At 66.7% G+C, this 18,543-nt stretch carries 14 protein-coding genes; 10 read left to right on the top strand and 4 right to left on the bottom strand.

The features are described 5' to 3' along the window. Positions 1 to 38: 38 nt before the first annotated feature. The 3 genes from ACFQPB_RS14540 to ACFQPB_RS14530 form a co-directional block, all read right to left on the bottom strand. Entirely contained in the window at positions 39 to 2,690 is a 2,652-nt protein-coding gene (locus tag ACFQPB_RS14540; protein WP_382224647.1) for a putative bifunctional diguanylate cyclase/phosphodiesterase, read from the bottom strand. A gap of 36 nt (positions 2,691 to 2,726) precedes the next feature. Beyond that, positions 2,727 to 3,239, bottom strand: a complete 513-nt coding sequence (locus ACFQPB_RS14535) for a chemotaxis protein CheW (RefSeq protein ID WP_382224645.1) — start codon at positions 3,237 to 3,239, stop codon at positions 2,727 to 2,729. A gap of 121 nt (positions 3,240 to 3,360) precedes the next feature. After that, positions 3,361 to 5,118, bottom strand: a complete 1,758-nt coding sequence (locus ACFQPB_RS14530) for a methyl-accepting chemotaxis protein (RefSeq protein WP_382224642.1) — start codon at positions 5,116 to 5,118, stop codon at positions 3,361 to 3,363. 526 nt (positions 5,119 to 5,644) lie between these two features. On the opposite strand from ACFQPB_RS14530, the gene ACFQPB_RS14525 reads away from it, so the two are divergent. The 10 genes from ACFQPB_RS14525 to ACFQPB_RS14480 all read left to right on the top strand — a co-directional run bounded on the left by ACFQPB_RS14525 (position 5,645) and on the right by ACFQPB_RS14480 (position 17,258). Next, positions 5,645 to 6,862, top strand: coding sequence for an MFS transporter (locus ACFQPB_RS14525; RefSeq protein ID WP_382224639.1), 1,218 nt, complete (start codon positions 5,645 to 5,647; stop codon positions 6,860 to 6,862). Continuing rightward, the gene (locus ACFQPB_RS14520) at positions 6,859 to 6,984 is read left to right on the top strand and encodes a hypothetical protein (RefSeq protein WP_382224636.1); all 126 of its coding nucleotides are present in this window, start codon (positions 6,859 to 6,861) and stop codon (positions 6,982 to 6,984) included. Before ACFQPB_RS14525 ends, ACFQPB_RS14520 begins: the two co-directional genes overlap by 4 nt. Positions 6,985 to 6,986: 2 nt before the next feature. Then, on the top strand, positions 6,987 to 7,568 hold the full coding sequence (locus tag ACFQPB_RS14515) for a class I SAM-dependent methyltransferase (protein ID WP_382224634.1): 582 nt from the start codon (positions 6,987 to 6,989) through the stop codon (positions 7,566 to 7,568). A gap of 68 nt (positions 7,569 to 7,636) precedes the next feature. Then, positions 7,637 to 8,524, top strand: coding sequence for a 4-hydroxy-tetrahydrodipicolinate synthase (gene dapA / locus ACFQPB_RS14510; RefSeq protein ID WP_382224631.1), 888 nt, complete (start codon positions 7,637 to 7,639; stop codon positions 8,522 to 8,524). A gap of 48 nt (positions 8,525 to 8,572) precedes the next feature. Then, positions 8,573 to 9,706, top strand: a complete 1,134-nt coding sequence (gene bamC, locus ACFQPB_RS14505) for an outer membrane protein assembly factor BamC (RefSeq protein WP_382224628.1) — start codon at positions 8,573 to 8,575, stop codon at positions 9,704 to 9,706. A gap of 185 nt (positions 9,707 to 9,891) precedes the next feature. Further along, positions 9,892 to 11,475, top strand: coding sequence for a methyl-accepting chemotaxis protein (locus tag ACFQPB_RS14500; protein ID WP_382224625.1), 1,584 nt, complete (start codon positions 9,892 to 9,894; stop codon positions 11,473 to 11,475). A gap of 27 nt (positions 11,476 to 11,502) precedes the next feature. After that, positions 11,503 to 12,417, top strand: coding sequence for a polyphosphate kinase 2 (gene ppk2 / locus ACFQPB_RS14495; protein ID WP_382224622.1), 915 nt, complete (start codon positions 11,503 to 11,505; stop codon positions 12,415 to 12,417). A 5-nt stretch (positions 12,418 to 12,422) separates the two neighbouring features. Further along, entirely contained in the window at positions 12,423 to 14,810 is a 2,388-nt protein-coding gene (locus ACFQPB_RS14490) for a putative bifunctional diguanylate cyclase/phosphodiesterase (RefSeq protein WP_382224619.1), read from the top strand. Next, the gene (locus ACFQPB_RS14485; RefSeq protein WP_382224616.1) at positions 14,807 to 15,703 is read left to right on the top strand and encodes a phosphate/phosphite/phosphonate ABC transporter substrate-binding protein; all 897 of its coding nucleotides are present in this window, start codon (positions 14,807 to 14,809) and stop codon (positions 15,701 to 15,703) included. The genes ACFQPB_RS14490 and ACFQPB_RS14485 overlap by 4 nt, the downstream gene beginning before the upstream one ends. 124 nt (positions 15,704 to 15,827) lie before the next feature. Next, positions 15,828 to 17,258 carry a UDP-glucose dehydrogenase family protein gene (locus ACFQPB_RS14480; RefSeq protein WP_382224614.1) on the top strand — a complete coding sequence of 477 codons (1,431 nt, stop codon included), beginning with the start codon at positions 15,828 to 15,830 and terminating at the stop codon, positions 17,256 to 17,258. Here the strand turns inward: ACFQPB_RS14480 and ACFQPB_RS14475 are convergent. Beyond that, on the bottom strand, positions 17,212 to 18,465 hold the full coding sequence (locus ACFQPB_RS14475) for a glycosyltransferase family 4 protein (protein WP_382224611.1): 1,254 nt from the start codon (positions 18,463 to 18,465) through the stop codon (positions 17,212 to 17,214). The two genes, ACFQPB_RS14480 and ACFQPB_RS14475, sit on opposite strands and share 47 nt — an antisense overlap. Positions 18,466 to 18,543 lie beyond the last annotated feature (78 nt).

The raw sequence follows: 18,543 nt of genomic DNA, 5'->3' as shown, positions 1-18,543 counted from the left end.
CCATATCTCGGGGTGCTTGAGCTTTCCCCGCCAGCCCGTCAGGCGGCTTCTTTGAGCGCCACCAAACCACCGTGCGCGCGCGGCGAGCCCGCCGGCAACAACTGCGGTGGTTGGCGGGCAAAGGCCTCAAAATCGCTGGGCGTCAACGGCTTGCTGTAGATGTAGCCCTGGATCTGATCGCAGCCGTGCTTTTGCAGAAACGCGAGTTGCTCAGCGGTCTCCACGCCCTCGGCAATCGTGGTCATGTTCAGGCGCTTGGCCATCTCGATCACGGCGGTGACGATGGCGCGGTCGTCGGCATCGCGAGAAATGTCGCGCACGAAGGACTGGTCGATCTTGAGCTTGTGGGCGTTGAACTTCTTGAGGTAACTCATGGAGGAGTAGCCCGTGCCAAAGTCATCGATGGCCAGGTGGATGCCTTGCGCGCGCAACCCGTTCATCACATCGATGGCCTGCTGCGGCTTCTGCGCCACCGCGCCTTCGGTGAGCTCCAGTTCCAGCTCGCCGGGGTGCAGGCCCTCCTCCTGCAGGATGTGGCCCACCATGGCCGAGAGGTCGGCATGCCGGAACTGCGCGGCCGACAGGTTCACCGCCATGCGCAAAGGTGCACCGCCGGCCGCTCGCCAGGCCACAGCCTGCCGCACCGCTTTGCGCAATACCCAGCCGCCCACCGGCACGATCAGGCCACTGGACTCCGCGATGGGAATGAACTCAGCCGGCGAAATGAAGCCCAGCTCGGGATGGGTCCAGCGCAGCAGCGCTTCGGCGCCCACCAGACTGCCGTCCTTCAGACTCATTTGTGGCTGGTACACCACCGACAGTTGCTGGCCCTCGATGGCCTGACGCAGAGCGGTCACGATACGCAAGTGGCGCGCCGACCTGGCCTGCATCTCGTGTGTGAAGAACTCGCAGCCGTTGCGCCCCGCTTCTTTCACGCGGTACATGGCGGCGTCCGCGTTGCGGTAGAGGGTGTGGAAGTCGTCGCCGTCGGCGGGGTACATCGCCACACCGATGGAGGCGGTCACCACCAGCTCGTGCGAGCGCACCTGGCACACCTCGGTCACGGCCTGCAGCAGCTTGTCGGCCACGTGGGCGGCGCCGTCGGCGTCCACGCCCGGCAGCATCACCACAAACTCGTCGCCGCCAGACCGCGCCAGCAAATCCTGTTCACGCAGGTGCCCCTGCAGGCGCTTGGCCAGCTCCACCAGCAGGCAGTCGCCCACCTCGTGGCCCAGAGCGTCGTTGACGTCCTTGAAGTCATCGATGTCGATGTAGAGCAAGGCCAGCGTGCCCTGGCTGCGCGCGGCAAAACTGAGCGCATAGCTGGCACGTTCGGTGAGCAGGGCGCGGTTGGGCAGGCCGGTCAGGGGGTCGCGCGTGGCCAGGTACAAGGCGCGGTCTTCGCTGCGGCGGCGCTCCAGCATGAGGCGCAGTTTGGACAAGGCGATGTGCAGCTGTTTGCGCACATCGTCCAGGAAGCGGATTTCCTCGCTGGACCACACGGCCTCGTCCGCTGGTTTGACCAGCACCAGCAGCTTGAGCACCCCGTCGCTCACTTCGATGGGATAGAGCAGCAAGCTGTCGAGCGCAAACACACCGAGCTCGCGCTGGCGCGTGGCATGGCCCTCGTGCTGCGCCAGCAGATCGGCGCCGCGCAAGGTCTGCCAGCGTTGTGTGTGAACCAAGGGCACCACCAGCTCGGCCAGTGCGTCCAGCGCGGCGCCACCCAAGAGCGCCCTTCCCTGCACGGTCGCGTCCTTTTCCCACAAGGCCAGCTCGCGGGTGGAGCGGTCGCCCAGCTCCACCTCGTACATCACGGCCAGGTCGGCGTCGAGCGTGACCGCCATGATGCGGGTCGAATCCTGCAGCAGGCGATTGACATCGCCCACCTTGAGCACCAGTTCGGACAACTCGTTGATAGAACGTGAAAAGCCATAGAGCGCGCTGATGCGGGCCTCCGATCGCCGGGCCTGCGCCTCCTGCTCCTCAGCTTTGGCAATGGCACCCAGCAGGCGGCCGGTGAGGTCAGAAAAAGAACCCATCAGCGCGCTCAACTCCTTCGATTGCATCTGGGGCATCTGGGCGGCCGCCTGCTCGGGGCGCCATGACACGACCCAGGCCGTCAAGCGCCGCAGCGGCAACACCACCACCGCACGCAGCACCACAAACTGCACCACAAACAACACCGCGCAGTAGGTCAGGAGCTTGAGCAACAAGTCCAGCGACTCCTGGCGCATCACGCTGTCGATCACCTCCGGGTTGCCATAAACAGACACCACGCCCAACAACATGTCCCGGTTCACCACGTCGGCCCTGGCCACCAGCTGGTTGTTCGCAAAACGGCGCTTCAAATCGTCGCCATTGGCGAGTGACCGGACCATGGTGCCCCCCAGCTCGTCACGCAGGTAGGCCAGATGGCCCTCAACATCCACCCGGGCCACCACAATGGCCTGTATCGCATCGACCTGAGCCTCGCTGCGCACAAGGCGCGCCGCCTCGTCCTCGTCCATGTTCCACAAGGGGTAGGCCAGTGTGCGCGAGAGCCGAGCCGCTGCCGCAGACTGGGTATCGCGCAGCTGCAACTCCGTCTCGGCCACCACGCGCCGCAGCTCCACGTAGCCACCGCTGCCAATCACCAGCAACACGGTGACCAGCAGCGATGCGAGCAATTGCCGTGTGATGGTGTTCATTGCGGCCTCCTGAGGGGGGTGCGGCTGCCCGGGCCGTCAGGCGGTTTCGACTTCCTGCACCGAATCGAGCAAGCCAATGTCGTCGCTGGACATGAGCCGCTCGATGTCCACCAGGATCAGCATGCGCGCCTGGTCGCCCTGGGCCTCGGTGGCGATGCCGGTGACGTAGGCCCCATCCAGCCCACTGGAGAGTGACGGTGGTGGTTTGATCTGCTCGCGTGTGAGCGCCACCACATCCGACACCGAATCGACCACGATGCCGATCACCCGTTTGCCGATGTTGAGCACGATGGTGGCGGTGATGTCGTTGTATTCGGGTGTCTGGCCGAACTTGATGCGCAGGTCCACGATGGGCACGATCACACCGCGCAGGTTGACCACACCTCTCATGAACTCGGGTGCGTTGGCAATGCGGGTGGGCTCGTTGTAACCCCGGATTTCCTGCACCGTCAGGATGGGGATGCCGTATTCCTCTTGGCCGAGCCGGAAGCTGAGGTATTCGCCCGCATGGGCGTCGGGGATGTTCTTGTCGTGTGGCATGGCGTGCATGGCCTCCCTGATTCTTCGTTGTAAAAAACGCCCCCATCGCTGGGGGCCAAGCACGGGCGGGTCATCTGTGCGCCCGTGACACTCTCAAATGAACAATGCGGTTGAACGCTCGAACGACTGGTTAAAAGGACGTCCAGTCGCCATCTGCGCCACCCGCCGCCCCGGCGCCGGCCAAAGCCATGGCGGGCAACTTGGGTTCGGCCGGGCGGGCGGCCACTTTGCGCTGCGCAGCGGGTTTGGACACCGGCGCCCGCACCACGGGTGCAACCGGTGCCGCACGGGGCGCCGCTTGCGCCACCGGTGCCACACGCGCCACGCCACCAGACGGCAACTGGAACACCGAGACCACCTGCAGCAACTGGGCCGCTTGCTGGCGCAAGCCATCGGCCGCCGCCGCGCTTTCTTCCACCAAGGCCGCGTTTTGTTGGGTGGCCTGGTCCATCTGGGTGACGGCTTCACCAATCTGCGACACACCGGCGCTTTGTTCAGCGCTGGCGGCGGTGATTTCGCCCATGATGTCCGTCACGCGGCGGATGGCATCGACCACCTCCTGGATGGTGTGGCCGGCCTGGTCCACCAGGGTGGTGCCCTGGTCCACCCGCTGGGTGCTGGCGCTGATCAGCTCCTTGATTTCCTTGGCCGCACCGGCGCTGCGCTGCGCCAGGTTGCGCACCTCGCTGGCCACCACCGCAAAACCCCGGCCCTGTTCACCCGCGCGGGCGGCTTCCACGGCGGCGTTGAGCGCCAGGATGTTGGTCTGGAAGGCGATGCCATCGATGACGCCGATGATGTCGGCGATGCGGCGCGAGGCCTCGTTGATGCTGCGCATGGTGGCCACCACCTCCTGCACCTCGGCACCACCCTTGACGGCCACACTGCTGGCGCTCACCGCCAGTTGGTTGGCTTGGGATGCGTTGTCGGCGTTCTGCTTGACGGTGGTGCTCAGTTCTTCCATGGACGCGGCTGTTTCTTCCAGCGCGCTGGCCTGCTCTTCGGTGCGGCCCGACAAGTCCTGGTTGCCGGTGGCGATCTGGGCCGAAGCCGAGGCCACCGATTCGGCGTTTTGGCGCACCTGCCCCACCACGCCCGCCAGTTGCTCCCGCATGCGGGCCATGGCCGCCAGAATGCTCTGGTTGTCGCCCGCCCGGGTCAGCACGTCCATGGCCAGTTTGCCGTCGGCAATCTGGCTGGCCACGGCCACGGCGTAATGCGGCTCACCGCCGAGTTGGCGCGACAACCAGCGGCTGAACATAACCGCCGCCGCCACCGCCAGCACCACCGCAATGGCCGACGCGATGATCAAGGCGATGCGTGACGAGGCATACACCTCGTCGGCATACACACTGGCGTCCTTACCGCCTTTGGTGTTGAGGTCCACCAGTTCCAGCAGGCGGTTCGAACCTTCGTCGAACATTTTTTGCGACTCGCCACGCAACAGCGCGCGCGCCGCGTCGTTTTGGTTGGACCGGGACAGCTCCACCAAGCGGCGATTGACCGCGAGGTAGTTGCTCCAAGCCGTCTCGAAGCGCTGCCAGATGGCGCGCTCAGCGTCAGACGAAATCAGCTGGTCGTATTCCTTCGACTTGCGCTCGATGGTGGCCAGCAGCTCCTTCATGTCCGCTTCGGCGGCCTGCATGTCGCGTTCATCCGTGGACAACACATGCTGGAACTCGGTGATTCTGAAATCGGAGGTGTGGGTGTTGAGCGCCGACACAACAATGGAACTGGGCAACCAGTTGGTGGTGACTTCGGTGGACGCGTCGTTGATCTGCGCCATGCGCAAGATGGCCAACACGGCGGAGCCACACAGCAGCGCGATCACCAAGCCGAAGGCAATGGACAAACGGGCGGCCACGGAGAGGGGGGTTTTGGTTTGCATACCGGCCTCACTGCTGTTGTTTGTTGGACGGCGTAGGTGCCGATGCGGCCCGATGCTGGCCCTGGTGGTGTGTGCACGCGGCACGCGCCGACACCCTTGATGACTGATGCAACTTCATTGTTTTCTCCCTGGAATGTTCAACCGACCGCACGAACACACACACCCGGGGCTGCGGCGAGCCCCCGGCGCTGACAAAAACGGATCACCCGGCAGCAGCAGGCCGCGCAGCCCGTGGTGGGCGCGTGCTGGCAACTGAGGCAGGCGTAAAGGGGGTGAGGTGCGGCGCGAAAAGCGCCACACGGGCTTGTGCGGAAACCGCTGGCGCAGCAGATGCGCCTAAACCGTGAACAGACATGACCTACTCCCTGACATCGCCTTGGTGACGAACTAACTTTTTTTGACACTTTACGCGAGCCACCGCGTGAAAGCAAAAACAATTTCACACATTCCACGAACAACCTGACGCAATGGTCGCCTTCGCAACAATTGTCAAATCCATCCGCGCGGCGTTTGCTACATTTGCCCGATGCAATCCCCTGCCCGCCTTTCCATCGCCCAGGTGCTGATCTGTGGCGGCGCCATCGTCACCCTGTCCATGGGCATACGCCACGGCTTTGGCCTGTGGCTGCAGCCCATCACCCAGGCCCACGACTGGACGCGCGAAAGTTTTGCGCTGGCCATCGCGGTGCAGAACCTGGCCTGGGGCGTGTTCGGCATCTTTGCTGGCATGCTGGCCGACCGTTTTGGCGGCGCGCGGGTGCTCATGGGCGGTGCGCTGCTGTACGCGGCCGGCCTGGCCGGCATGGCCCTGACCACCACCTCCCTGGGTTTTGCGCTGACCGCCGGTGTGCTGATTGGCATGGCGCAGGCGGGCACCACCTACGCCGTGGTGTACGGCGTGATCGGGCGACAGATACCTGCCGACAAACGTTCCTGGGCCATGGGCATGGCGGCAGCGGCTGGTTCCTTCGGGCAATTTCTGATGGTGCCGGTGGAAGGGCTGCTGATCGACCGCTTGGGCTGGCAAGACGCGTTGCTGGCCCTGGGCGTGGCGGTGTTGCTGATCGCGCCGCTGGCCTTGGGTTTGAGAGAACCGGGCTTTGCGACCGGCGCACCGGCCAAACGTGAGCAATCCATCGCCCACGCGCTGCGCGAAGCCTTCCGCTACCGCAGCTTCCAGTTGCTGATGGCGGGCTACTTTGTGTGCGGTTTCCAGGTGGTGTTCATTGGCGTGCACATGCCCAGCTACCTCAAGGACCACGGCCTGTCGCCCCAGGTGGCGAGTTATGCGCTGGCCATCATCGGGCTGTTCAACGTGGTGGGCACCTACGCGGTGGGCGTGCTCGGCCAGCGCCTCTCGCGCCCCAAAATCCTGTCCTTCATTTATTTCGCGCGTTCGGTGGCCATCACCGTGTTCCTGCTGGCGCCACTGACGCCGGCCAGCGTTTACGTGTTCTCGGCGGTCATTGGTCTGCTGTGGTTGTCCACCGTGCCACCCACCAACGCGGTGCTGGCGCAAATCTTCGGTGTGGCCCACCTGTCCATGCTCAGCGGTTTTGTGTTCTTCAGCCACCAGATCGGCAGCTTCATGGGCGTGTGGCTGGGCGGTATGTTGTACGACCGCACGGGCAGCTACGACATCGTGTGGCTGATCGCCATCGCGCTGGGCGTGTTTGCTGGCCTCGTCAACCTGCCGGTGCGTGAAACACCCATCCAGCGCGCCCCCAGCGGAGCCGCCGCATGAGCACACCACGCCGCCTGACACTGGCCGCCCTGGCCGCCGCCGCGCTGCTGGCGGTGTTCGCGCTCTACACCCGGCCCGACTTTCTGCTGCAACTGGCCGATCAGGTCTGGGCCTGTTTCTGATGATGGCCAAGATGCCCCATGGCGCAGAAGCGCCCTCTGAATGGATCACCCGCTGGGCCCACCTGCTGCCACCCAGCGCACGCGTGCTGGACGTGGCGTGTGGCGCCGGCCGCCACACGCGCTGGCTGGCGAACCAGGGCCACCGACTCACCGCCGTGGACCGCAACCCCGAAGCGCTCGCCGGTCTGGAGCATGTGGCGCGCGTGCTGTGCGCCGACATCGAAAACGGCCCCTGGCCACTGAACGCCGAGCGTTTTGACGCCGTGGTGGTGACCAACTACCTGTGGCGCCCGCTGTGGCCCACCTTGCTGGACAGCCTGGCCCCCGGCGGCGTGCTGCTGGTTGAGACCTTTGCCCATGGCAATGCCAGCGTGGGCAAGCCCTCACGGCCCGACTTTCTGCTGCAACCCGGCGAGCTGCTGCAATGCTGCCACGGCCTGCGTGTGGTGGGTTTTGAAGACGGCTTCTGTGAGGCGCCAGCACGCTACGTGCAGCGCGTCTGCGCGGTCCGCGAGGCCATGCCGCCGGCCGACCCGCCCGCCCGCTACCGCCTGCCCAGCAAGGGACAGATGCCGCCCCAGTGAGCCCCCGGGCTCTGGGTAGAATGTGGCGATTGCGCCCCCGGCGCGGCTCACTGACACGGATTCGAGCTATGACCCCCATCACCGGCAGCATTGTTGCCCTCGTTACCCCCTTTCTCCCGGACGGCAGCGTCGACTACCCCGCCCTGCGCAAGCTGATCGACTGGCACATCGCCGAAGGCACCGATTGCATCGGCGTCGTGGGCACCACCGGCGAATCGCCCACGGTCAATGTGGACGAACACTGCGAGATCATCCGCGTGTCGGTGGAGCAGGCCAAAGGCCGCGTGCCCATCATGGCCGGCTGCGGAGCCAACTCCACCGCCGAGGCCATCGAACTGGCCCGCTTCGCCAAAAAGGTCGGTGCCGACTGCCAACTGCAGGTCGTGCCCTACTACAACCGGCCGACGCAGGAAGGCCAGTACCAGCACTTCCGATCAATAGCCGAAGCCGTGGGCGACCTGCCCATGGTGCTCTACAACGTGCCCGGCCGCAGCGTGGCCGACATGTTGCACGACACCGTGCTGCGCCTGGCCCAGGTGCCCGGCATCGTCGGCATCAAGGAAGCCACCGGCAACATCGAGCGGGCGCAGTGGCTGATCAAGGAAACGCCGGCGGACTTCGCCGTCTACTCCGGCGACGACGCCACCGCCGTGGCGCTGATGTTGTGTGGTGGCCAGGGCAACGTGAGCGTGACCGCCAACGTGGCGCCGCGCCTGATGCACGAGCTTTGTGTGGCCGCCATCGCGGGCGACCGCGCCCGCGCCATGCAGATCCAGCTGCAGCTGCTGCCGGTGCACAAGCACCTCTTCGTCGAAGCCAACCCCATCCCGGTCAAGTGGGCCGTGGAGCGTATGGGGCTGTGTGGCGGCACCATGCGCCTGCCCATGACGCCGCTGTCTGCTAGCGCGCAGCCGGTGGTCGAGCAGGCCCTGCGCGACGCCGGCCTGCTGGCCTGAGCGTTGCCCGGCGCCCCCTTTTTGTTTCCAGTCTTTTTTGGGTACACCATGCCTGCACGACGCACCGTCTCATCCTTCCGTCCTCACCACAGCACCCGCCTGGGTGTGCTGGCACTGGCCGCACTGCTGGTCAGCGGCTGCAGCGTGCTGGAGACCGACAAGATCGACTACAAAAGCGCCAAACGTGCCAGCACCCTGGAAGTGCCGCCCGATCTGACCCAGATCAACCGCGAGTCGCGTTATGTGGTGCCTGGCACCAGCGTCACCGCCAGCGGCTTCCAGACCACGCAGACCACGGCAGCAGCAGCGGCCGGCACCGCTGTGGCGGCCGCCTCGTTGGGTGACGTTCGCATCGAGCGTTCGGGCTCTCAGCGTTGGCTGGTCATCAAACGGCCTGCCGACCAGCTCTGGCAACCGGTGGTGGACTTCTGGCAGGAGAACGGCTTTCTGCTGACCCAAGACCAGCAGGCCCTGGGCATCATGGAAACCGACTGGGCAGAGAACCGCGCCAAACTGCCACAAGACGTGATCCGCAGCACCTTGGGCAAGGTGTTTGACTCGCTCTACTCCACCGGCGAGCGCGACCGTTTCCGCACCCGGCTGGAGCGCACCGCCGATGGTGGCACCGAGATCTACATCAGCCACCGCGGCATGATCGAGGTGTACGCGAACGACCGCAAAGACCAGACCATGTGGCAGCCGCGCCCGGCCGACCCGGAACTGGAAACCGAATTCCTGCGCCGGCTGATGGTCAAGCTGGGCGTGCCCCAAGAACAGGCCAAAGCACAGGCCGCCAGCACGACCGTGCCGAGCGCCGCCCGTGCCACCACGCTCAACGGCGCGCCGGCGCTGGAGTTCGACGACAACTTCGACCGCGCCTGGCGGCGCGTGGGCCTGTCGCTCGACCGCACGGGCTTCACCGTGGAAGACCGCGACCGCGCCCAAGGCCTGTACTTTGTGCGCTATGTGGCGCCCGATCCCAACACGTCGAAAGAACCCAGCTTCCTGGGCCGCCTGTTCGGCGCCGGCAAGCCCGCCGACGCCACCCCGGTGCGCTACCGCATCCTGGTGCGCAGCGTTGGCGACAAAACCACCGTGTCCGTGCTGGACGCGCAAGGCCAGCCCGACAAATCGGCCAATGCCCAGCGCATCACCCAGGTGCTGGTGGACGACCTGAAGTGACACCCCACTGAGCCTGTGTGATCGATACAAGGGCCACCTTCGGGTGGCCCTTGGCACGTCTGGGGCGCCCGTGCCACAGCAGAGGCATTCGTGTGCCGTGCAACCCCCTGCAAGACGCCGGGTTGTCACGAAATTGAAACGCCGCTGCCGCATTCTCTGCGGCATCGCATCAACACGTTTCCCCCATGCATTGGTTGCTCTCGCTGCGCATAGGCACGCGCCTTGCGCTCGCTTTTGGCGCCCTCCTCCTCTTGCTGACCGCCCTGGCGGCCAGCGCCCTGATAGGCACCCAGCGCCTGGCCACCAGCGGTGAGGTGTTGTACACCCAACGCACCTTGCCACTGGTCGAGCTGGCGCGGGTCGATGCCCTGCTCGGCCAGAGCCGCAGCTCCGTGATGGAGATGCTGATCGACCCCGGCACCGCCAACATCGAACGCCGCAGCGCCGAACTGCGCCGCCAGGTGGTGCAGGCGCGCAGCGCATGGGCCGCCTACCGCAAAGCCAACCAGGCACCCCCCCAGGCCATCCTTGACTTGGCCGTGGCCTTCGAGCCCCTGCTCACCGCCTACCTGGACCAGGGCCTGGCGCCCGCAGCCCAGGCCGCCTCCGAGGGCCGCTACGACGACACCGTGGCGCAGTACAGCGACCACATCGCCCCCCTGGCGCCCCGTGTGGCACAGGCCATGGCCGCGCTCACCGACGCCGAGGTGGCGCTGGCCCAGGCCGAGTTCGCCCGAGTGCAGCAAGTGGCCCACTACACGCGCTGGCTGATGTGGGCCGGCACATTGCTGGCCTTGCTGCTCGGCGCCTGGCTGGCCTGGGCCATCACGCGCTCGGTCACCGGGCCGCTGCGGCAGGCGGTGGCTGCGGCGGCGGCCATTGCCCAAGGTGACCTGCGACCACCGCTGGCCCCCCAGGGGCGCGACGAGTGTGCCGAGCTGCTGCACGGCCTGCGCGGCATGTGCGAACAGCTCAGCCATGTGGTCGAACAGGTGCGCCTGGGCAGCCAGGGGGTGGCCCACGGTGCCGACGATGTGACTTCGGGCACGGGCGACCTGTCTGGCCGCACCGAACAACAGGCCGCCAGCCTGGAAGAAACCAGCGCGGCCATGGAAGAACTCACCCGCATGGCCGACCACGGCCGGCACACCGCCCAACAGGCCAGCACGCTGGCGCGCTCGGCCAGCCAGACCGCCAGCGCGGGTGGCGCCGCCGTGGCCCAGGTGGTGGCCACCATGGCGGGCATACACGACAGCTCGCGCCGCATCGGCGACATCATCGGCGTGATCGACGGCATCGCCTTCCAGACCAACATCCTGGCGCTCAATGCCGCCGTAGAAGCCGCGCGGGCCGGCGAGCAGGGTCGGGGATTTGCGGTGGTGGCCGGCGAGGTGCGCAGCCTGGCACAGCGCAGCGCCCAAGCCGCGCGCGAAATCAAGGCCCTGATCGGCGACAGCCTGAGCCAGGTGAGCGCCGGTGCCTCACAAGTGCGCGAGGCCGGCGAGCGTGTGGGCGGCCTGGTGGCCGAGGTCGATGAAGTGCGCAGCCTCATCGACGTGCTGCACAACGCCAGCCAGCAGCAGAACAGCACCGTGCAACAGATTGCCCAGACCGTGGGCCTGATCGACCAGAACACCCAATCCAACGCGGCCCTGGCCGAACAAAGTGCCGCCGCCGCCGACAGCCTGCGCCAACAGGCGCAGCGCCTGATGGGACTGGTGGCCACTTTCCGCACCCACAACCCGCCCCTGGCCCTGGGCCGGGACTGACCGCCCGATCACACGAGCCCCTGAACCATGACCGACCACGAAGACCTGGTGCGCCGCATCGAACGCGACCTGATGGACAGCTACGACGAAGAACTGGAACTCGAAATCGAGGACCGCCACCCGGACCTGGCCACCCATGCGCTGGGCGCGGGCGACACAGAGGCCGAAAAATCGCAACGCATCGCGTATTTCCGCGAACTGTTCCGCCTGCAGGCCGAGCTGGTGAAACTGCAAGACTGGGTGGCGGCCAGCAAACAAAAGGTGGTCATCCTGTTCGAGGGACGCGACGCGGCCGGCAAGGGTGGCGTCATCAAACGCATCACCCAGCGACTGAACCCACGTGTGTGCCGCGTGGTGGCCCTGCCCGCCCCCAACGACCGCGAGCGCACCCAGTGGTACTTCCAGCGCTACGCCACCCACCTGCCTGCGGCTGGCGAGATGGTGTTGTTCGACCGCAGCTGGTACAACCGCGCCGGCGTCGAACGGGTGATGGGTTTTTGCAGCGACGACGAGTACGAGGAGTTTTTCCGCTCGGTGCCCGAGTTCGAGCGCATGCTGGTGCGCTCGGGCATCAAGGTGCTCAAGTACTGGTTCTCCATCACCGACGACGAGCAACACCTGCGCTTTCTGGGCCGCATCCATGACCCGCTCAAGCAGTGGAAACTCAGCCCCATGGACCTGGAAAGCCGCCGCCGCTGGGAGGACTACACGCGCGCCAAGGAAACCATGCTGGAGCGCACCCACATCCCCGAAGCGCCGTGGTGGGTGGTGCCGGCCGACGACAAGAAGAAAGCGCGGCTGAACTGCATCCACCACCTGCTGTCGCAGTTCGAGTACGCGGAGATCCAGCGCCCCGAGGTGCAACTGCCGGCCCGCGTGCGCAACCCCGACTACCTGCGTCACCCGGTGCCGGCCGACATCATCGTGCCAGCGGTGTACTGAGTCCGGTGTCCACATTGGTTCAAGGTGTTGGCCCCACGCCCACGCTCCTGCCCACCCCCATCCAGCCCACCACATCGCTGCCGGCGCTGGCCCGCCGGATCTCGCTGACCTGGGTCAGCCTGACCCTGGCCAGCGCCGCCTTGATCGTCATCTGGGCCGCCACCTGGCAGCGCACTGCGTCCGAACAGCGCCTGATCGAGTCGAACGCGCTGGCACAACAGCGCAGCGTGGCCATCATCCTGTCGGAAAACCTCACGCAGGTGGTGGACCGGGGCCGCCTGCTCGCGCTGTCCGCCGACGACTGGTTCGAAGGCCGACGCAGTACCACCGTTGCGCGTGTGAACCTGCAGCTGGCCACCGACCAGGTGTTTCTGCGCGCTGCGCTGTACAACCCCGCGCTGGCGTTGCAGTTCCAGTCCGCACCCGCGCCAGTGGACGCACGGCTGGAAGCCGCGGTGCGTGAAGCCGCCTTGCGACTGAAGGCGGCCGCTGAACCCTCGCTGGAAATCGTCGCTGCGCCGCCCGGCGCAACCGAGAGCTGGTCGTTGCCGCTGCTGTATGCCGTGATGGACCGCCACGCCCAAGTGCGGGGCTACCTGTTGTTGCACATGGACCTGGGCTACCTGCTGCAGTTGTACCGTGACGTGGAGCTCGGCCACACCGGCTCCATCAAATTGCTGGCGCCCGATCACACGCTGCTGGCCGAGGTGCGCGCCGAAGGCCTGTCGCTCCCCGTCCAGCCCCAACGTATCCAAGGGCTGGACGGCACCCTTGCCACCGAGGGCCACCGCACCATCGACATCGACGGCCGTGGCGATGTGCAACTGCTGGCGTTCCGGCGCGCGGAACGCACGCCCTTCTGGGTGGCAGTTGGTCGCAGCGCCGACGAAATCCTGGCGGGGCATGAACGCTTCAACCTGCGGGTGTGGGCCACCCTGGGGCTGCTCTCGGCGGTGTTGCTTGCCGCCGCATCGCTGCTGCTGCGCAGCCTGCGCCGCCAGCAGGCGCTGATCGATGCGCTGCGCCGCTCTGACCAGGAAAAACAAAGCCTCATCCTGCAACTGGAGGACGAAAAATCGCGTGCGCTGGCGCTGGCCTCGCTCGACCACCTCACCGGGCTGAACAACCGCCGCATGTTCAACCAACTGGCCGGCAGCCACCTCGCGGCCGCACGGCGCAGCCCCAAACACTACGCCCTGCTCTACCTCGACCTGGACCGCTTCAAGCTCATCAACGACAGCCTGGGTCACCACGTGGGCGACCTGCTGTTGCAAGCGGTGGGCCAGCGGCTGCGCACCCACGTGCGCAGCGGCGACATCCTGGGCCGCATGGGTGGCGACGAGTTCGCCCTGCTGGTCACCGGTGTCGATCAGGCGGCCGATGTGGGCCAGATCGCGGCCAAACTGGTGACCGAACTCAGCCAGCCCTACGTCGATCTGGCGGGCCACGACCTGCACGTCACGCCCAGCGTGGGCATCGCCTTCTTTCCGCGCGATGGCCACGACATCACCGTGTTGTGCCGCAGTGCAGACACCGCCATGTACCAGTCCAAACGGGCCGGGCGGGGCCGCTACACCTTCTACGACGCGGCACTCAACCCGGCGGGCCCCAAACGCTATGCGCTGGAGCGCCAATTGCCACGCGCCATCCAGGACGGCGAGCTGGTGCTGCACTTCCAGCCCAAAGTCCAGCTCAGCGACATGCGCATCGTCGGCATGGAGGCCTTGGTCCGCTGGCAACACCCCGAATTCGGTCTGGTGTTTCCAGGCGACTTCATCCCCATCGCCGAACAGGCCAGCCTGATCGGCGCGCTGGGCGACTGGGTCATGCAAGCCTGTTGTGCCCAGCAGGCCGCCTGGCGGGCCGCCGGCTTGGCCCCGGTGCCGCTGGCCTTCAACGTGTCGCCCCAACAACTGCGCGACCCTTCGTTGCCCAGCCGCCTGGGCAAGCTGTTGCGACAACACGGACTGTCTGCCACCGACATCGAAATCGAGATCACCGAAAGCTGCCTGGTGGAGCCGGTCGAAGTGGCGGTGAAGGCGCTGAGCGAACTCGAACGCATGGGTGTTCACATCGCGCTGGACGACTTCGGCAGCGGCTTTTCCAGCCTGGGCCAGATCCGCCAATTGCCCATCCACAAACTCAAGATCGACCGCTCCTTCGTCAACGACCTGCGCAGCAACAGCGACGTGGGGGTCATCGTCACCTCCATCATCACCCTGGCGCACAACCTGAGCATGCGTGTGGTGGCCGAAGGGGTGGAACTGATGGACCAACTGGTCTACCTCAAAACCGCCGCCTGCGACGAAGTGCAGGGCTACTTCCTGAGCCGGCCGGTGGCCGCCGAGGACGCGGCGAAGTTGATGCAACACACCCACCTCCGACCACCATGAACCGACACCGATTCCACCCGCCCGTGGCCTGGACCCTGGCCCTGGCCGCCTGGCTCTGGCCCCTGTTCGGCCATGCCCAGCCAGCCTGCGATGACCCCCACCCGCTGCGCATGGCACTCATCCCCAAGTCCCAGGCGCAACAACAGCGCTTGCAGCTCGCGCCGCTGTTGCGGGTGCTGGAGCGCAGCACCCAGCGGCGCGTCGAGCTGAGCCTGCCCAGTTCCTACGCCGCGGTCATCGAAGGATTGTTGGCCGGCACCGTCGATGTGGCCGAGCTGGGTCCCGCCTCCTACGCCATGCTGATGGCACGGGCCGAAGACGTGCAGGTGTTTGCCGCGCTGGCGGCCCGCGATGGCACCCCACCGGACCAACCCGGCCGCTACCACGCGTTGCTCCTGACCAACCGGGACGCCGGCCTGGACAGCGTGGCCCAGTTGCAGGGCAAGCGGGTGAGCCTCACCGACCCCGCCAGCACGTCGGGCGCCCTGCTCCCCCGCGCCGGCATGCGCCAGCTCACCGGACGCACGCTGGAACAACACTTCGCCCGGGTGAGCTACGCCGGCTCGCACGACCGCGCGCTGCAGGCCTTGCGCCGTGGCCTGGTGGACGCGGCGTTTGTGTCCAGCACACGGCTCAACGAAGCGCTGCAGCAAGGCCGCCTGAAAGCCGGCGACGTGGTCGAACTCTGGCGCTCGCCACCCGTGCCCACCGATCCGTTTGTGGTGCGCAAACGCCTGTGTGCCCCGCTGCAGGCGCAGATCCGTGAGGCGTTTCTTGGCCACCAGGCCGAGCTGGCACCAATGTTCCAGCAACTCGGCAGCGGCGCGTTTGTGCCGGCCGACGATGCGGACTACCGCGCCGTGCGCGACCTGCTGCAACAGGCCCGGCCCTGATGCGCTGATCCCACCTCGGCGCGCGTGGACACACAGGGCGTGTTTTCACGCCACTGTCACCGCATCGCCACAGCCGCTTCACCGCCGCCTCGCAGCATGGGCCTGAACAAGCGGAGAACAAGCCATGAAAATTGCGGTGGTGGGTGCGGGGTATGTGGGACTGGTGACGGCAGCCTGTCTGGCCGAGCTGGGCAACGACGTCATGTGCATCGACAAGGACCACGGCCGTGTGGCCCTGCTGCAGGCCGGCGGCGTGCCCATCTACGAACCCGGTCTGGACGACTGGGTGCAGCGCAACCAGCACGCGGGCCGGCTGCGTTTTGGCACCGCCATGGCCCCTGCGGTGACACACGCGGAGCTGATTTTTATTGCCGTGGGCACGCCGCCACAGGAAGACGGCTCGGCCGACCTGCAACACGTGCTGGCCGTGGCCCAGCACATTGGCCAACACCTCAATGGCTTCAAGGTGGTGGTGAACAAATCGACCGTGCCGGTGGGAACGGCCCGGCAGGTGGAGCGGGTGCTGCATGAGGCCCAGCAAACACGCGGCACGTGCGTGCACGAAGTGGCCGTGGTCTCCAACCCCGAGTTCCTGAAGGAAGGCGCGGCCATCCACGACTTCATGCACCCGGACCGCATCGTCATTGGCCTGCCCGAGGGGGCCACAGGCGACCGCGCGCGCACGCTGCTGGCCCGTCTGTACGCGCCGTTCAACCGCCACCACGAACGCACCGTGTGGATGGATGTGGCCAGCGCCGAGCTGACCAAGTACGCATCCAACGCCATGCTGGCCATGCGCATCTCCTTCATGAACGAGGTGGCCCTGTTGGCCGACGCCGTGGGCGCCGACATCGACGCGGTGCGCCGTGGTGTGGGGGCCGACAGCCGCATTGGTCCCAGTTTTTTGTACGCGGGCACGGGCTACGGCGGCAGCTGTTTCCCCAAGGACACACGCGCACTGGCGCACAGCGCGGCCGGCCACGGGCTGCGCATGCGCCTGGTGGAGGCCACCGAGGCCGTCAACGCCGCCCAGAAGCAGGTGCTGGTGCAGCAGGTGTGCGGGCGATTTGGCGGTGATCTGCGGGGTCTGCGCTTCGGTATCTGGGGCCTGGCCTTCAAGCCCAACACCAACGACATGCGCGAAGCCCCCAGCCGCACCGTCATCGCTGAGCTGCTGGCGCGCGGCGCCGAACTGCAGGTGCACGACCCGGTGGCCACCAGTGAAGCCCGGCGTGCGCTGTCGCAGGACCTCGGCCGACCGGTGGCCGAGATCGATTCACTGCGGTTTGTCGATGAACCGCTGGACGCCTTGCTGGCGGTGGACGCGCTGCTGGTGCTGACCGAGTGGAAGTGTTTCCACCACCCCGACTTCGCGGCGATGGCACAACACATGCGCGCGCCCATCATCTTTGACGGCCGCAACCTGTACGACCCGGCACAGCTGCAGGCGCTGGGTTTTGTGTACCAGGGCATCGGCAGGCGCAACCAAGCCGCCAGCCGGGCGCGCGTCAGCCCCCAGGCCGAGACCCACCGCCGCGTTGCCCACCCGGGTTGAACAGGGCGGGCTCACCGCCGCGCTGCCTCAACAGCTGCTCCCAGACGGCCTCAACCTGGCCGACGATCTGGGACCAGTCCTGCGCCAGCGTGGTGCTGCGGGCGCTCTCGCGCAGGTGCTGCACCAACATCGGGTTGGCCGCGAGATCGGCGGCACGGCGCACAAAAGCAGCGGCATCGCCAAAAGGCGCCAGCAAGCCGTTGTCGCCGTGGCGCACCAGCTCGGCGGCGGCCGCGTAGTCAAAAGCCAGCAGCGCCAGGCCGCTGGCCAGCGCCTCCGGTGTCACATTGCCGTAGGTTTCCGTGAGGCTGGTGAACACAAACAGGTCGGCGCTGGCGTAGTGCTGGGCCAGGCTGTCGCCGTGCAGCGCCCCCACCAGCAGTGCGTCGGGGCAGGCCTGCTGCAATGCCGCCCGTTCGGGGCCATCGCCCACCACCACGAGCTTGAGCACGGGACACACCTGGCGCATGGCCCGCCAGCTGCTGACCAGCAGATCGAGGTTTTTTTCAGGCGCGAGCCGCCCCACCGACAGCACCACCGGCTGATCGGGTGCAACTCCCCACTGCGCGCGCAAAGCGGCGCTGCGCCGGGCCGGGCTGAAGCGCTCGGTGTCCACCCCACGCGCCACCACCAGCAGGCGGTCAAATCCCATGGCGCCCAGCTCTCGCTGCAACTCGGGCGTGGGCACCATGGTGCAGTGGGCCAGGTTGTGAAATTTGCGCAGGTAGGCGGCGATGGGCTGGCGCAACCAGCCCACGCCGTAGTGCCGGCTGTAGGCGTGGAAGTTGGTGCGGAAATCGGTGCTCACCGGCAGGCGCAGTTTGCGCGCGGCCTGCAGCGCCGACCAGCCCAGCGGGCCTTCGGTGGCGACATGCACGAGGTCGGGCCGGCGCTGGCTCCAGTGCGACAGCAGCACGCGCTTCATGGGCAGGCCCAGGCGCAACTGGGGATAACGCGGGATGGGCAAACCCCGCCCCAGCAACTCGTCCAGGGCCGCGTTGCCAGTGGCACCGTCACAGGCCGGCTGGCGGGGGCGCACCAGCTGGATGGCGTGGTTGCGGGCCTGCAGGCGCAAGACCAGCTGCTGCACCGTCAGAGCCACACCGTTGACTTCGGGTGGGTAGGTTTCGGTCACCACCGCCACCCGCAGCGAAGGGCGGGGCAACGGCAGTTGTTCGAGCAGGAGGGCGTGGGTGCTGGGGTCCATGCCCAGCATGCTGGCCGGGCCGCATGACAGCCTGATGGCAGGTGGCGCATCGGTGGCAGCGCCATGAAAGGCTGCGCC

This window comes from Hydrogenophaga atypica (assembly GCF_042665215.1).
Taxonomy (GTDB): domain Bacteria; phylum Pseudomonadota; class Gammaproteobacteria; order Burkholderiales; family Burkholderiaceae_C; genus Hydrogenophaga; species Hydrogenophaga defluvii_A.
The sequence above is the reverse complement of the archived record's forward strand: the minus strand, read 5'-3'. Positions and strand labels throughout refer to the sequence as shown.